Source organism: Phytobacter ursingii (genome assembly GCF_001022135.1).
In the GTDB taxonomy this organism is placed as follows: Bacteria; Pseudomonadota; Gammaproteobacteria; order Enterobacterales; family Enterobacteriaceae; genus Phytobacter; species Phytobacter ursingii.
In genome coordinates this window covers 1787584-1803212 of sequence record NZ_CP011602.1, presented here as the reverse complement: position 1 = coordinate 1803212, position 15629 = coordinate 1787584, and the positions used below count along the sequence as shown (strand labels likewise).

Below are 15629 nucleotides of genomic sequence, written 5' to 3'. Positions count from 1 at the left end.
TGTGCCGCCCGAAGCGAGCCGATGCGGCGCTCGCTTCGGGTGATTAAGACGGCGTTACGCCGGGCTGGTTTCAGGCGTTACCTCTTCACTCTGCTGCGGCTTAATTTTCGCCAGCAGCGCCGAAACATTCACGCGGTCCGTTTTCTCCGGGTCTAAATAGGTCTGCGCATAGTCAAGCCAGACGCCCGATTGCAGGAACAAGATAAATAGTTCCCGGTCCAGGTGATGCTCATTCACCATACTGACCATGATACTGAGCGCTTCAGAGAGCAATTTTCCTGGTTTGTAAGGCCGGTCAATGGCCGTTAACGCTTCGAAAACATCCGCAATCGCCAGCATTTTGACCTGCATACTCATCTGCGAATCCTTAAGCTGGTATGGATAACCTTTGCCGTCCATGCGTTCATGATGTCCACCAGCAATCATCGGCACATTGGCCATCGTGCGCGGAAACGGCAAATTATCCAGCATGATAATGGTCTGTATGATGTGCTCGTTGATTTTGTATCGCTCCTCATCATTGAGCGTGCCGCGGCGGATACTCAAATTATAAATTTCGCCATAGTTATACTGGTAGAGCGGTTTTTTCAGCTTGAAGTGGTATCGGTCGGCCTCCCTACTGACATCGGTGCGGTAGACGATATGCTCTTCTTTATCTGCCAGCATCGGCTCCTGCACGGGTAACGCAGCGCCAGGCTGGCGTCTTTTACGCGTTAACTCGTCCTGTGAAACGCCTGCGGTATCGTCGAGGGTGCGCGTCCAGCGATATTCGGCAATCGTCTTAATCCGTGCCAGTGCGTCATCAGAGAGAAACTCACTGCCAATATTACAGCGGGCAATAAAGTAGAAATCATCATCAAGCTGGCGAAGCGCCGCTTCCAGCGTTTGCGCGTCAGCATGCTCATCGTGATGTCGCAAGAATTCAATTTCTTTTTCCCGTTTAAGCAGTTCAAAGCGCATACGGATTTCATGGATCCGGTTGTAGATCTGCTCAAGCTTGGTGGCTTTATCCACGACAACTTCCGGGGTAGTGATCTTCCCGCAATCATGCAACCAGCAGGCGGTATGCAATTCCTCCCACTCGCTGTCGGAAAGGGTAAAGCTGGCGAACGGTCCCTCTTGTGCTTCAACAGCGGCTTTTGCCAGCATTTTTGTGATAACCGGTACGCGCTGGCAGTGGCCGCCGGTATAAGGGCTTTTCTCGTCAATCGCCCCGGCAATCAATTTAATGAAGGCATTCAGCAGCTTCTTCTGTTCTGCCAAAAGATGCTGGGCTTCGATCGCCACCGACAGCATTCCGACCAGCGAATTGATCAACTGAATTTTGGCATTTTCCTGTTTATCGGTAAGCACATCGCTATTGAAAAGCAACAGGAAACCCATCGGGTGATTATCATGAGTTTGCATCGGTACGGCGACATAACGCACTGGCAGATGCGGTAAAAGAAACGCCAGCAGTGAAGGCGGAGTATTTTCACGACTTAACATGCCGCTAACCGTCTGTCCCTGCAATAGTTGCCAGAATCCGGCACAGTGATCATGGTCCACGGTGAGCGGCTGAATGTCAGAAAAGTCAATGTCTTCCTCACGCCAACGAAAGGCGGCAGGCGTAAATCGGTTGACATCCTGATTTGACAGAAACACCATCCCGCCTGTCATGTCGGCGATTTCCGTCGTTTCGGCCAGGAGTCCCTGCATCTGCTGAGTAAAGTTATTCTTAACACTCAACATACTGCCCATTGAGATAAACTTGATTAGCGTTTGTTTCATTTTTGCCATCGCCGTATGCAGATCATCTATCTCTTCAATGATCGAGCGAGTACCCGGCTGCTGTTGCGCCTCAAAGTTTAACTGGCTTATCTCTTCCGCATCTTTGCGCAATCTGAGTAACGGATGGGATATTTTGCGCGAGAAATACCAGATAACCGGCAGACTGAGGAGAAGTAACAGGAAAGCGATCAGCGTGGAACGATGACTGATCGCACTGGCATCGGCCGTCAAAAAGGTCGCGGGCGTGGCTATCGCAAGTTGGTAGTCATTTCCGCTACTGTGAATCTTAACTACTGAACCATACCAGTCTTCATTTGCAACATTGAAAATACCACTGCTTCCGGCATTCTCATGCGCCAGTAATGATTGTAAGACTGGCAAGTTATCCATGTTCAAACTGCCGTTATTACCAGCCTCACGCGTTGGCTGACTGGCGATAACCTCACCTGATTCAGACAGAATTGCGGCCTGGCTACCAGGCGGTAGTCCTTGTTTTTGCAAAAACGCGGAAAGTGAGGCGAGAGAAACATCGAGCCCAATCACTGCATGTTGATTATCTGCCAGCTGACTATAGGTAAACCCGGTTTCACCTGTGGCCTTAAACATATAATTGGGCGAGGTAACCAGCCCTGTTTCGCTGCGGGCAAGCGTATACCATTTCCGGGCGCGCGGATCGTAATTATCATAAGGCACAAGGGCCGATGAAATAATGTTTTGCGCACTGTCTAAATAAGATGCTTTTTTCTGCGGCGGATTGACATCCAGTCGATAGTTTTGCACCAGCCATTGCGCATTGGCGGGGCTTTTAAATAACAGCCGATTTTGGTTCGTTAAACGGCGAAGAATAAAAAAGTCTCCGTTATCCCAGGCGCAATATACGGAACTGGCGTAATCATTCTGTTGTAGCACCATGATGAAGCTACTCAATTGCGCCATCCGTTGTGGCTCTGTCGCCGCATCAGCGACCGCCATTTTCGTCAGGATGTTCACCGAACCCGCCATCGTTCGTGTCAGTGAATTCAGTTCCGCAGCTATCGCCTTACCCGTTTGTTGATAACGTTGGTGCGTACTGATTTCCGCAAGCTTAGTCAGCCGACTATGACTGAAAAGAATAATAATGCTGCCAATTGAAACAATGAGTAGCGTAAAAAGAACGGTTATCTGGATGTGCAACGGATATCGATTTTTTAGTTTGCTTATTCGCGTTTTCATTGGCGCTTTTCCTTGGGTTTTTCCAGGAAAGATACGACGAGTTTTATAAGCATAACCGAAGCCGTAAAAAGCGACAGACGTGGCAAAAAAAGACTGTTTTTCTGCGTATTTAGCCAGAATTTGCCAGATCCTGTCATGCATTGCGTCCTGCCAGCTGTGGTTATCACTGGCACTGAGATATCGGCAGGCTGCTCAGGAGTTGTGCGCAATAGTCTTTAGTGCATTGACATACCCGGCAATAAGCCGAAAATGAGCCTCCAGGCGACAACCTGAAATACTGGAGTATCCCATTAACCGCTCACGTCGTTTTATTCCATTAACGAGAATCAAAAAAAGCAGTGTGTTTATGGCAACGGCGTTTTTGCTTGCCAGTTGTACCTCAAAACCACCCGTTTCTCTCGTTACCCCGCTTCCGCCAGTCGCTAAACATCCGCTTGCGGGCAACGCTTTGCAAAATAACGAACCAGTTCGCGGAGTCTGGCTGGCAACGGTTTCCCGCCTTGACTGGCCGCCGCTTGCCTCGGTGAATGGCGTCGGCACTGCGCAAAGCCGTATTAATCAGCAGCAGCAAGCCATGCGCGTGAAGCTGGATAAACTCAAAAGCCTTGGCATCAATACCGTCTTTTTCCAGGTAAAACCAGACGGCACGGCGTTGTGGCCGTCAAAAATCCTGCCCTGGTCCGACACCCTCACGGGGAAAATTGGCCAGGATCCGGGTTACGATCCGCTGCAATTTATGCTTGATGAAGCGCACAAACGCGGTATGCGGGTACATGCCTGGTTTAACCCCTACCGTGTTTCCACCAATATTAAGCCCTCTACGGTTGCCGATCTGAATTCTACGCTGCCACTGCATCCGTCAAGTGTCTTTGTCCTGCACCGCGACTGGGTGCGGACGGCGGGCGATCGGTTTGTCCTTGATCCAGGTATTCCGGATGCTCGTGACTGGATAACCAGTATTGTTGCGGAAGTGGTCAGCCGTTATCCGGTCGATGGCGTGCAATTCGATGACTACTTTTATACCGAAACGGCGGGATCTGCGCTTAATGACGGCGAGACGTTCAGAAAATATGGTCAGGGGTTTGCCTCGAAGGCTGACTGGCGGCGTCATAATACGCAGCAGTTGATTGAGCAGGTTTCGCGCACCATCAAACAGATTAACCCGAATGTTGAGTTTGGCGTCAGCCCTGCCGGAGTATGGCGTAACCGCTCTTTCGACCCGGCAGGTTCCGACACGCGTGGTGCTGCCGCTTATGATGAGTCTTTCGCCGATACCCGCCGTTGGGTACAGCAAGGTTTGCTGGATTACATCGCTCCGCAGTTGTACTGGCCGTTTTCCCGTGACGCAGCGCGTTATGATGTGCTGGCAAAATGGTGGGCCGATGTCGTTAAACCAACCCATACCCGTCTCTATATTGGCGTTGCGCTGTATAAAGTGGGCGCACCTTCATCAAAAGAGCCTGACTGGAGCGTAAATGGCGGTGTGCCGGAACTGAAAAAACAGCTCGATTTGAATGAGTCGACGCCGCAAATAAAAGGCACGATTTTGTTCCGTGAAGATTACCTGAACCAGCCGCAAACGCAGCAGGCGGTCAATTACCTGAAAAGCCGCTGGGGTAATTAGTCGCCGTCTGGCGGGTGTTATTTAAACGCCCGCCGGATATTAATGAACGCGCATTACCGGATTATGTTTTACACGTACACTGTCTCTGAAATGAACACCCTCAAGCATTGAATAAGCTGTCTGGAAAACGGGGTGTACTGATGTCGATATATCCCTTTATGAATCTCTCCGTCAGCCCCCTTGTCGCCACCGTTGCTCTATCACATCTGCATTACATCAACTGCCTCAGCATTTTGATATTTTTATCATTCGGCTCCTGATGCAACTCAATGCAATACTTTTCACCATACACTTCGAGTAATTTTTGTACTGTGCCGCGACTGTTTCGGCTGTCCATCCACAGCTCTTCTCGCGCCTTATCGCCAATTTTAACCATCTCGTTGTGGCTTAGCGCAGGCGGAGTTGTACCGAAAAATAACATACTGTTCTTTTTATAATTATCCTGCGCATGTTCATTGCCTAATTCATCAACGGCTAAACCACACTTTAATAACTTTTTAACTTTCGTTTCCTGGCTGTCACAACCTTGCAAAAGAAGAAGACTAAAAGCAATTATTACTGCTCTCGTAAGTTTCATTACTGACCTTAACTAAAATAAAAAGCTGCGATTTCATGTGATTATATTAAAATCCTCCTGAAAGATGTAGTCTGTCCTTAAATAACTGAGAGCACGCACCTGCAATTAAGGAAAATAAATGAGCACTGCACACCCCCCCATCGCCTTAGGATATTCTGATGTCCCACCGGGACATGTGGCATCGGTCGTCACCTGCCTCGAAATGCGGGCTAAACCACAACAAGAAACCCTCCCCCTGCCCGAAGGCATCACCCTGGATCCGCTGGTTAATGTCGATCTGGTCGCCTACCGTGCACTGTTTCGTAAGATTGGCGCCAAATGGCTGTGGTTTTCCCGTCTCTATATGGCCGATGACAAACTGTCATCTATCCTGAACGACCCGAACGTTGAAGCCTGGATTATTCGCGATGGCGAGGCGGAGATCGGCATGCTTGAGCTGGATTTTAGTGAGCCCGGCCAATGTGAACTGGTGTTCCTGGGGTTGACAGAGGCGACAACCGGCAAAGGACTGGGCCGCGCCATTATGAGCAACGCGACTGAACGCGCCTGGGCCAAACCCATCGAACGTTTCTGGGTGCACACTTGTACCTTTGACCATCCGTCGGCGCTCAGTTTTTATATCCGCTCAGGCTTTGTCCCCTACGCTTTTCAGGTTGAAGTACAGGCCGATCCGCGTCTGACGGGCCATTTGCCTGCCGACGCCGCCCCGCACATTCCGCTGATTAGCTAACGTCGTAAGCGGCGCGAAGCGTATTGAGCAGCGCCTGCGCCGCCGTGGAAAGTTGCGCGTGGTCCAGGCGAATAATCCCCACGCGCCGTTCAATCACCGGGTTTATCAGCGGTACGCATACCGCCCCCAGTTCGATCATCTGTTTTTCACACAACGCAGGCACGGCGCTTGCGCCAAGGCCACTCGCCACCATCCGACCCACCGTGACCAGTTGATGGCTTTCGAAGGCCACTTCCAGCTTATGCCCGCTACGGGACAGTCTCTCTTCAAGCATGATGCGAACCGCAGAAGGCCGCTGTAGCGTAATAAAATCGAGTTTAAGCAGTTCACGCCAGCTGACCTGCTCTTTTTGCGCCAGTGGGCAGTCTCGCGGCACCACCGCCAGAAATCGATCCATGGCCAGCGGCGTAAAGTGCAGGCTGGACGCGGGTTCGGGTTCAAAGGCGATACCCATCTCCACCCGCCCGTCACTTATCATCTCGATCACCTGTTCGTTAATCACATCGTGCACCGTCACGTTAATGCCCGCATAACGATCGCGGAACGCCTTGAGCACGGGAGGCAGCGCGTTAGCGGCAAAAGAGGGCATCGCGGCAACCGACACCTTTCCTCTCTGTAAGGTAAAACGCTGGCGCAACGCCTCTTCGGCGTTATCACAATCAGCAATGAGCTGACGCGCCATCGGGAACAGCGCCTCGCCTTCCGGCGTAAGGGTGACCCGTCGCGTGGTTCGCGTCAGCAATGCGCCGCCGAGTACCTCTTCCAGTCCACGGATAGCCAGACTCAGGGCTGGCTGCGACATATTCAGCTTTTCACTCGCGTGGGCGAAGTTAAGAGTGTGAGCTACCGCTAAAAACGCGCGTAACTGTTTGATGGTCATTCTCATTTATCATTTCATTAACTTATTGAAAAAGATTAATTAACAAAAGATTAATAAGAAAAGCAAATTAATGCGTCACAAAATCAAAATTAACAAATCATTTTTTGCCCCGGATGATGCCGCAAACAACAACACGGAGGCAAACGTATGGCTGGGCTGGATAAACGCGTCGCGAGCTATCACGAGGCGCTGGAGGGACTGCGCGACAACATGACAGTACTGGCAGGCGGTTTTGGCCTGTGCGGTATTCCGGAAAATCTCATCGCCGAAATTCGCCGCCGCGACGTACACGGCCTGACGGTGGTTTCCAATAACTGCGGTGTGGATGGCTTCGGCCTCGGCATCCTGCTGGAAAGCCGCCAGGTCAGTAAAGTCATCGCCTCTTATGTTGGCGAAAATGCGCTTTTTGAAGAGTTGGTGATCAAGGGCGAGCTGGAAGTGGAACTGACGCCGCAGGGCTCGCTGGCTGAGAAGATCCGCGCCGGCGGCGCCGGTATTCCGGCCTTTTTTACCGCCACCGGCTATGGCACCCCTGTCGCCGAAGGCAAAGAGGTTCGCGAATTTGCTGGTCGCCCGTACATTCTGGAACCGGCGATTACCGGCGATTTCGCCATCGTCAAAGGCTGGAAGGCCGACTGGTACGGCAATGTCATCTATCGGCACACGGCGCAGAATTTTAACCCGCTGATGGCCACCGCCGGAAAGATAACCGTGGTGGAGGTGGAAGAGATTGTGCCACCGGGTGAACTCGACCCTGCAGCGATCCACACCCCCGGTATCTATGTAGATCGCCTGATCCAGGGCCAATTCGAAAAACGTATTGAACAGCGCACATTGCGTGCATAAGGAGCCGACATGTTGACTCGTGAACAGATGGCACAGCGCGTGGCGCGCGAGCTGCGTGATGGCTACTACGTCAATCTGGGCATTGGTATCCCGACGCTGGTGGCGAACTTCGTCCCGCCCGGCGTCGATGTGATGCTGCAATCCGAAAACGGCCTGCTCGGTATGGGGGCGTTTCCTGACGAAGCTGAATTGGACGCCGACATGATCAATGCCGGAAAACAGACGGTCACCGCCAGACCCGGCGCGGCCATTTTTGACTCGGCGCAGTCCTTCGCCATGATCCGCGGAGGCCACGTGGATTTAACCGTCCTTGGCGCGTTCGAAGTGGATGTCGAAGGCAATATCGCCTCCTGGATGATCCCAGGGAAAATGGTGAAAGGCATGGGCGGCGCCATGGATCTTGTGGCGGGCGCGGAAAACATCATCGTGGTAATGACCCATGCCTCCAAAAGTGGCGAATCGAAATTGCTACCACACTGCACCCTTCCGCTTACCGGGGCCAACTGCATTCGTCGCGTCCTGACTGACCTCGCTTATCTGGAAATTGAGAACGGCGCGTTCGTACTGAAAGAGCGTGCGCCGGGCGTCAGCGTGGAAGAGATCGTCAGCAAAACCGCCGGACGTCTCATCGTGCCTGATGATGTACCAGAGATGCGTTTTCAATGAGGAGCGAACAAATGCAGGACGTGGTGATTATCGCAGCAACCCGCACGCCGACCGGTAATTTTCATGGCGCTCTGACCCCGCTGTCAGCGGTTGAGCTTGGCGTCTGCGCAGTGAAAGCGTTGCTGGAAAAGAGCGGGGTTCGTCCCGAACAGGTAGACGAGGTGATTATTGGCCAGGTATTAAGCGCGGGCTGTGGTCAGAACCCGGCGCGTCAGACGGCGCTGCATGCGGGGATCCCGGTGACGACGCCAGCGGTGACAGTCAATCAGGTGTGCGGTTCCGGCCTGAAAGCGGTGTTGCTGGCGGTCCAGACGATCCGCAGCGGCGACGCGCACATCGTGATCGCTGGCGGTCAGGAGAGCATGAGCAACGCCCCCTATCTTGTGGACGGGGCACGCGCCGGATTACGCCTCGGCCATAGCAATATGCTTGATAGCGTTATTCACGACGGGCTATGGGACGCGTTCAACGACTATCACATGGGGATCACGGCAGAAAACCTGGCAGAGAAATACGCGATTGACCGTGCGCGCCAGGATGCCTTTGCCCTTGCCTCACAGCAGAAAGCCGTTGCGGCCCGCGAGGCCGGGCGTTTCAACGCAGAAATAACCCCCGTCAGCGTTCCGCGTGCCAGAAAAGAGCCACTGATCGTCAGTCAGGATGAGCCGCCCCGCCCGGAAACCTCGCTGGAATTATTACACCGTCTGCGCCCTGCGTTTCGCCCCGAGGGCGGTACGGTGACAGCGGGCAACGCGTCATCTTTGAATGACGGCGCCGCGGCAGTGCTGGTCATGAGCGCGGAGAAAGCCCGGGAACTGAACCTTACCCCAATGGCCCGCATTGCCGGGTATGCGGTGGCGGGCGTTGATCCGGCGGTCATGGGGCTTGGGCCGGTCCCGGCAACGCGTGAAGCCCTGAAACGCGCAGGCTGGGCTATCAACGAACTTGATCTGATTGAAGCTAACGAAGCATTTGCTGTCCAGGCGCTGGCGGTGGGCGACGAACTGGGCTGGAACAGCGAGCGCGTCAATGTGAATGGCGGCGCTATCGCCCTCGGTCATCCCATTGGCGCCTCGGGGTGTCGCATCCTGGTGACACTCCTGCACGAAATGCAGCGCCGGGACGCGCATAAAGGGCTGGCGACGCTCTGCGTCGGCGGCGGTCAGGGCGTCGCACTGGCGGTATCCCGATGAAGGAGAAAAGCATGCAACAGACCGTGATCATTGGCGCCGGCCTGATGGGGATTGGTATAGCCACCCACTTCGCCCGCTTTCATCAGGATGTGCTGATTTACGATACAGACCCGACCCGCCTTTCAGAAGTGGCAGGCGCCGCCAGCGCTATCTTCAACGAACTGCGGGACGCCGGGCAATTCAACGAGTCAGACAAACCGGCAACTCTGGCAAGGTTGCACGTGACAACGTCACTTGACGATCTTGCTGATGCCGGCCTGCTGATTGAGGCTATTCCTGAACGGCTGGAACTCAAGCACGCGCTTTATGCGGAACTGGAAAAACGCATTTCTCCTGAGGCGATCATTGCCAGTAATACCAGCGGCCTGCCGCCGGATGCGCTGGCGGCCAAACTGGCGCATCCCGAACGCTTGCTGATCGCCCATTTCTGGAACCCACCGCACTTCATTCCGCTGGTTGAAGTGGTTCCGGGTAGCAAAACCGACCCGAAGTGCGTGGAAACGGTGTATCAGCTGTTACGCAGCCTTGAGCTGGAGGCGGTAAAACTCGATCGCGCCGCCCCCGGTTTTATCGGCAACCGCCTGCAGTTTGCCCTGCTGCGCGAAGCCTTGCATATCGTTCATAGCGGCATTGCCAGTGCAGAGGTGGTGGATCAGGTGATGCGTGCTTCGCTTGGCAGGCGCTATGCCATGGTAGGCCCGCTGGAAGCGGCGGATATGACTGGTCTTAACACGGTGCTGGACATCTACTGTCACCTTCTGCCGGAGCTTGCCCAGGGCGACGAGATGCTGGAGCTGATCAAGGAGAAAACGCAACGCGGCAATATCGGCGAGCGCAGCGGAGACGGATTTTATCACTGGGATGAGGCGCGACGCGCACGCATCCAACAACGACGCGCCTGGCAACTGCGTCATGCCTTAAAGCCTTAATGCCCGTTTCTGTTCCCTACAAAATAAGATTCAGGAGTCATGATGAGCGTAATAATTGCCCTGGCTGCTCTGGCCTTGCTGATGGTCGCGGCTTATCGCGGCTACAGCGTCATTTTGTTCGCCCCGATTGCCGCTTTAGGCGCCGTGCTTCTGACCGATCCCGGCGCGGTTGGCCCGGCCTTTACCGGCCTGTTTATGGAGAAGATGGTCGGGTTCGTTAAGCTCTACTTCCCGGTCTTTTTACTTGGCGCGGTGTTTGGCAAGCTGATCGAGCTTTCGGGTTTTTCCCGTTCGATTGTCGCCGCAGCAATCCAGTTACTAGGCCGGCGCCACGCCATCCCGGTGATTGTGCTGGTGTGTGCGCTGCTGACCTACGGCGGCGTGTCGCTGTTTGTGGTGGCCTTTGCAGTCTACCCGTTTGCCGCTGAACTGTTCCGCCAGAGTGGCATTCCCAAGCGGCTGATTCCCGCCACCATCGCACTGGGGGCATTCAGCTTTACCATGGATGCTCTGCCCGGTACGCCGCAGATCCAGAACATTATCCCAACCAGTTTCTTTGGCACCAACGCCTGGGCCGCGCCGTGGCTTGGTTTGATCGGCTCGATATTCATTATTGTGGTCGGCCTGTTTTATCTCGAACGTCAACGACGCAAAGCGCAGGCGAATAATGAAGGTTACGGCACTGACTTACAGAATGAGCCGGAAACGCCGGATAACATCAACCTGCCCAACCCGATCATTGCCATTGCGCCGTTGATTCTGGTCGGCGTCTTCAATTTGCTTTTTACCCGCTGGATCCCGGTCTGGTATGGCGCCACGCATGAACTGACGCTCCCCGGTCTGGCGAAACCTATTGTCACCGAGGTGGGTAAAATTAACGCCATCTGGGCGGTGGAAGCGGCCCTGTGCGCAGGCATTTTGATGGTGGTGATCTGTGGCTTTCGCAATATTCGCGGACGGCTGGCAGAAGGCAGTAAAACGGCCGTAGGCGGCGCTATTCTGGCGGCAATGAATACCGCATCTGAATATGGATTTGGCGCAGTCATCGCCGCTCTGCCAGGCTTTCTGGTGTTGTCCAAAGGACTGGCGGCCATCCCCAATCCGCTGTTGAACGAAGCCATCAGCGTAACGGCGCTGGCCGGTATCACCGGTTCCGCTTCCGGGGGAATGAGTATCGCACTGGCGGCAATGGCTGACACGTTCGTCGCGGCTGCTCACGCGGCCAATATTCCGCTGGAGGTGTTACACCGCGTGGCGTCAATGGCCAGCGGCGGTATGGATACCCTTCCGCATAATGGCGCGGTGATCACCATGCTCGCCATTACGGGGTTATCGCACCGACAGGCGTATGGCGGCATATTCGCCATCACCCTGATTAAAAGTCTGGCGGTCCTGTTTGTGATCGGCGTGTTCTACATGACGGGTATTGTTTAAGGAGAACAAAATGCATCTGAACGGTAAAGTCGCACTGGTAACAGGCTCCACCAGCGGCATTGGTCTGGGGATCGCCTGCGCACTGGCAGAAGCGGGCGCAGAGCTTATTCTCAACGGTTTTGGCGAGGTAGACCGCGCCAAAGATAAAGTAGCCCGCTATGGCGCAAGGCCGGGTTATCACGATGCGGATCTTAGCGACCCGGCGCAGATCGAAGCCATGATGCAGTATGCACAAAGCGAGTACGGCGGCGTGGATATTCTGGTCAATAATGCCGGGATCCAGCATGTCGCGCCCGTCGAACACTTCCCGGTTGAAAAGTGGAACGCTATCCTGGCGATCAACCTCTCCTCTGTCTTTCACACCAGCCGACTGGCGCTACCCGGGATGAAAGAGCGCAACTGGGGACGGATTATCAATATTGCCTCGGTACACGGACTGGTGGCATCAAAAGAGAAATCAGCCTACGTCGCCGCTAAACATGCGGTGGTCGGCCTGACGAAAGTGATCGCGCTGGAAAATGCACAGAGCAATATTACCTGTAATGCCCTGTGTCCCGGTTGGGTACTGACGCCACTGGTGCAACAGCAAATTGAGCAACGCATCGCCTCCGGGATCGCACCCGAGGTGGCGCGTGACACACTCCTCGGGGAAAAACAGCCCTCCGGTGAATTCGTTACTCCGGAACAACTGGGCGCGCTGACCCTGTTCTTATGTAGCGATGCGGCCTCCCAGGTACGCGGCGCGGCATGGAATATGGACGGTGGCTGGGTGGCACAGTAATCAGAACAGGTTCGTCACCGTTGCTGTTAGCGGGGACGAACCTGTTGCTCATGCTGCCGGTACCCTTCAAACCACTGAAAAAGCAGCATCCCGGCGAGCATGGCCAGCACAAATATCACGCCCTGACTGAACCCGGCCCCCAGCAACACCAGCCCTGGCCCGGGGCAGATGCCCGCCAGTCCCCAGCCGATGCCAAATAACAGCGCACCGCCTACCAGACGTTTATCAATGTGATTCGCCGTGGGCAGATGCATCTTATCGCCACACAGCGGCCGTTTACGTTTTGCTGCCATACGAAAAGCAAAGAAACCAACGCTAATAGCCCCGCCCATGACAAAAGCCAGCGACGGATCCCACACGCGGGTGATATCCAGAAAGCCCATGACTTTTGTCGGATTGGCCATACCGCTGACAATCAGACCAATACCAAACATCAGACCCGACAACAAGGCGAAAAATATATTCATCACAGCACTCCTTTACGCTCAGCTACGCCAGAAACCAACCAGCCACACAGTAATAAACGCCGCGGCCATAAAGACGAGTGTGGCGACCAGTGACCGCAGCGACAAACGCGACAGCCCGCACACACCGTGGCCGCTGGTACAGCCAGAACCGTAACGCGTCCCTACTCCCACAAGAAGGCCAGCTACGATCAGCATGGGCCAGGACGCGTCGATCGTTACCGCAGGCAGCGGCGCCACCAGACGCCAGAGCAGCGGGGAAAGTATCATGCCGAGCAGAAAGGCGACTCGCCAGCCCTTGTCTTTGTTCGTGCGTGACAGTACGCCGCCGAGAATGCCGCTGATGCCGGCGACCCGTCCACAAAACAGAATTAACATCGCCGCCGCCGCGCCAATCACTAACCCACCTATGGCGCTTGCCAGTGGCGTGAAATGTGTCCAGTCAATCATCATTCTCCCTCCTCGCTTTCCGCTGCCGGGCAATAGAGTGTGTAAAGGGTGTTGAGCAATGTCAGTACGTCTGGCGCCGCCACCCGGTAGAAGATCTGTTTTCCTTCACGCCGGGTTTCTACCAGTTGCTGGCGGCGCAGCACCCCCAGTTGTTGCGAAAGTGTCGGCTGTGTAATGCCCAGCGCCAGCTCAATCTCGCTAACTGATGTTTCGCCCTGGCTGATATGGCACAACAACAGCAGGCGGTCTTCATTGGCCATCGATTTCAGCACCCCTGCCGCTTTGGCGGCAGCGGCGTACATCTGTTGCTTATCGGGTGTTTTCACGCGTAATCTCACGTTTATCTGCAATACAATATACTTTTTAATATATTATTAAAAAGTATATTGTTCAACGGCTCTTTTCTTGCGACAGCGACGTGCCTCACTGGCATCTCAACAAGCCATGAAATACATAATTCTTCCTATTGTCGGGCTTTGTTACAGATAAAAAATCCAGCAATAAAATGATATGAAAATGAGTGCAAACAGAAAGATATCCGATCGTGAGCCTGAATATAAAAGGTTGAATTAATGTCGGCTTAAGGTTGTTTATTTATATCTACGTCACCGTTATTCATGAGGGACATTCCGGTGAAAAATACATTTGCTCGCAGCCAGCGCATCATGCACTGGCTGGTGTTATTAATGATTGTTATCGCCTACGCGGCAATGGAGTTGAAAGGCTTTACCACGAAAGGCAGCGCGCCGCGCGCGTTGCTTGTTCTGACCCATTACACCGCCGGTGTAAGCGTACTGGTATTAATGGTGGTGCGGGTTGGTCTAAAACTCACGCACCACGATCCTGATATTATCCCGCAGCCGCCGCGCTGGCAGATCATCTCCGCCAAAGCCGTACACGGTTTGCTTTATCTGATGTTTTTAAGTTTGCCGCTGCTTGGGGTACTTTCACTCTACGTCGGGCAGGTGGAGTGGTCATTTTTGGGCCTGCAAATGCCTGTCGCCGCCGCGAAAGACCCGGAGCTCCAGCACACCCTGAAGTCGGTACATGAATTGATCGCTAACGCCGGTTATTTCCTGGTAGGTTTGCATGCCGCCGCCGCGCTGTTTCATCACTACATTGTTCGCGATAACACGCTTGAGAGGATGTTGCCCTCTATGCACCCACGCGATAACCGGAAATAGTATCGTGGAACAGAGTCCATCACTTTTCTGTTATAGAAGCGTGATGGACTCCATTTTAGTCTGCCTTCACCACCACCACACCCGCCTTTTCAAGCGCGGTGACCAGACCGGCATCAGCTTCTTTTTCCACCACCATTGTATTCACCATCGATAAATCACCGATGACATACGAAGATGCCGCATTTATTTTTTCGGCTGAGGCCAGCACGATAGTTTCTGCCGCGCGTCGGGAAAATGCCCGTTTGACACTGGCTTCTTCGTAATCGCCGGTGGTCAGCCCCGTCCCGGCATGAATCCCCGTCACCCCCATAAAAAACAGGTCGGCGTGAATGGCGGAAATCCCGTCGATGGCGGCAGTGCCGGTGGTGACAACCGAGTGTTTAAACAGCTTTCCGCCGATCAGGATGACATCGATGCACGGATGTTCTACCAGCGCGAGGGCAATACTGGGGCTATGCGTCACCACGGTAATAGACAAATCTGCTGGCAAGAAGGTAACCAGCTCCGCCGTCGTCGTACCGCCATCAATCATCACCACCTGACCGGGCAGGATCAGCTCAGCCCCCTTTTGCGCCACCCGCTTTTTCGAATCCAGACGCAGAGACTGACGCTCAGCGAAAGTGGCTGTCGCTCCCGACGCAGGTAGCGCTCCGCCGTGGACGCGCTGTAATTCCCCCTCAGCCGCGAGTTCACGTAAGTCACGGCGAATAGTATCTTCCGATACCGCAAATTGTGTGCTGAGTGCTTTTGACAGCACCTGGCCTTCACGGGCGAGCTGTTCGAGGATAAGGCGTTTACGTTGACTGATAAGCATAAGGCGATTCCTGTTTTGCACGAATTATCTTGATCGTGCACGAAAATGCTGTTTATGATGCCTACTCTACGTATG

Annotated in this window: 16 protein-coding genes; 9 read left to right on the top strand and 7 right to left on the bottom strand. The window is 54.0% G+C overall.

Annotation, left to right across the window (positions count from 1 at the left end):
• Positions 1-54: 54 nt before the first annotated feature.
• Positions 55-2982, bottom strand: coding sequence for an HD domain-containing phosphohydrolase (locus AB182_RS12055; protein ID WP_047373273.1), 2928 nt, complete (start codon positions 2980-2982; stop codon positions 55-57).
• Positions 2983-3328: 346 nt separating this feature from the next.
• Between AB182_RS12055 and AB182_RS12050 the strand changes: the two genes are divergently transcribed.
• Positions 3329-4606 (top strand): glycoside hydrolase family 10 protein, encoded by a 1278-nt coding sequence (locus AB182_RS12050; RefSeq protein WP_082137047.1) that lies wholly within the window; start codon positions 3329-3331, stop codon positions 4604-4606.
• Between the two features lie 211 nt (positions 4607-4817).
• On the opposite strand, the gene AB182_RS12045 is transcribed toward AB182_RS12050, so the two are convergent.
• Positions 4818-5183, bottom strand: a complete 366-nt coding sequence (locus AB182_RS12045; protein WP_047370302.1) for a hypothetical protein — start codon at positions 5181-5183, stop codon at positions 4818-4820.
• Between the two features lie 118 nt (positions 5184-5301).
• Here AB182_RS12045 and AB182_RS12040 point away from each other — a divergent pair, with 118 nt between their 5' ends.
• The gene (locus AB182_RS12040; protein WP_047370301.1) at positions 5302-5913 is read left to right on the top strand and encodes a GNAT family N-acetyltransferase; all 612 of its coding nucleotides are present in this window, start codon (positions 5302-5304) and stop codon (positions 5911-5913) included.
• Here the strand turns inward: AB182_RS12040 and AB182_RS12035 are convergent.
• A complete protein-coding gene (locus tag AB182_RS12035) occupies positions 5906-6799 on the bottom strand; it encodes a LysR family transcriptional regulator (RefSeq protein WP_047370300.1) in 894 nt (297 codons plus the stop codon). The two genes, AB182_RS12040 and AB182_RS12035, sit on opposite strands and share 8 nt — an antisense overlap.
• 141 nt (positions 6800-6940) lie before the next feature.
• On the opposite strand from AB182_RS12035, the gene AB182_RS12030 reads away from it, so the two are divergent.
• Genes AB182_RS12030 through AB182_RS12005 form a run of 6 tightly spaced genes read left to right on the top strand, consistent with a single transcriptional unit; the run spans position 6941 to position 12642 of the window.
• Entirely contained in the window at positions 6941-7639 is a 699-nt protein-coding gene (locus tag AB182_RS12030) for a CoA transferase subunit A (RefSeq protein ID WP_047370299.1), read from the top strand.
• A gap of 9 nt (positions 7640-7648) precedes the next feature.
• Entirely contained in the window at positions 7649-8305 is a 657-nt protein-coding gene (locus AB182_RS12025) for a CoA transferase subunit B (RefSeq protein WP_047370298.1), read from the top strand.
• A gap of 11 nt (positions 8306-8316) precedes the next feature.
• The gene (locus AB182_RS12020) at positions 8317-9498 is read left to right on the top strand and encodes an acetyl-CoA C-acetyltransferase (RefSeq protein WP_047370297.1); all 1182 of its coding nucleotides are present in this window, start codon (positions 8317-8319) and stop codon (positions 9496-9498) included.
• An 11-nt stretch (positions 9499-9509) separates the two neighbouring features.
• On the top strand, positions 9510-10427 hold the full coding sequence (locus tag AB182_RS12015; protein ID WP_047370296.1) for a 3-hydroxyacyl-CoA dehydrogenase family protein: 918 nt from the start codon (positions 9510-9512) through the stop codon (positions 10425-10427).
• A gap of 39 nt (positions 10428-10466) precedes the next feature.
• Entirely contained in the window at positions 10467-11861 is a 1395-nt protein-coding gene (locus tag AB182_RS12010) for a GntP family permease (protein ID WP_177328616.1), read from the top strand.
• A gap of 10 nt (positions 11862-11871) precedes the next feature.
• Entirely contained in the window at positions 11872-12642 is a 771-nt protein-coding gene (locus tag AB182_RS12005) for a 3-hydroxybutyrate dehydrogenase (protein ID WP_047370294.1), read from the top strand.
• A 26-nt stretch (positions 12643-12668) separates the two neighbouring features.
• Here AB182_RS12005 and AB182_RS12000 read toward each other — a convergent pair whose 3' ends face one another.
• The 3 genes from AB182_RS12000 to AB182_RS11990 are packed head-to-tail and all read right to left on the bottom strand — an operon-like array spanning position 12669 to position 13858.
• Positions 12669-13109, bottom strand: a complete 441-nt coding sequence (locus AB182_RS12000) for a YeeE/YedE family protein (RefSeq protein ID WP_047370293.1) — start codon at positions 13107-13109, stop codon at positions 12669-12671.
• Positions 13110-13127: 18 nt separating this feature from the next.
• Positions 13128-13559: a YeeE/YedE family protein gene (locus AB182_RS11995; RefSeq protein WP_047370292.1), complete on the bottom strand. Its 432-nt coding sequence runs from the start codon at positions 13557-13559 to the stop codon at positions 13128-13130.
• Positions 13556-13858 carry an ArsR/SmtB family transcription factor gene (locus tag AB182_RS11990; protein ID WP_047370291.1) on the bottom strand — a complete coding sequence of 101 codons (303 nt, stop codon included), beginning with the start codon at positions 13856-13858 and terminating at the stop codon, positions 13556-13558. Before AB182_RS11990 ends, AB182_RS11995 begins: the two co-directional genes overlap by 4 nt.
• Positions 13859-14188: 330 nt before the next feature.
• Here AB182_RS11990 and AB182_RS11985 point away from each other — a divergent pair, with 330 nt between their 5' ends.
• Positions 14189-14740 (top strand): cytochrome b, encoded by a 552-nt coding sequence (locus tag AB182_RS11985; protein ID WP_047370290.1) that lies wholly within the window; start codon positions 14189-14191, stop codon positions 14738-14740.
• 55 nt (positions 14741-14795) lie between these two features.
• Here AB182_RS11985 and AB182_RS11980 read toward each other — a convergent pair whose 3' ends face one another.
• The gene (locus AB182_RS11980; protein WP_047370289.1) at positions 14796-15554 is read right to left on the bottom strand and encodes a DeoR/GlpR family DNA-binding transcription regulator; all 759 of its coding nucleotides are present in this window, start codon (positions 15552-15554) and stop codon (positions 14796-14798) included.
• Positions 15555-15629: the final 75 nt, after the last annotated feature.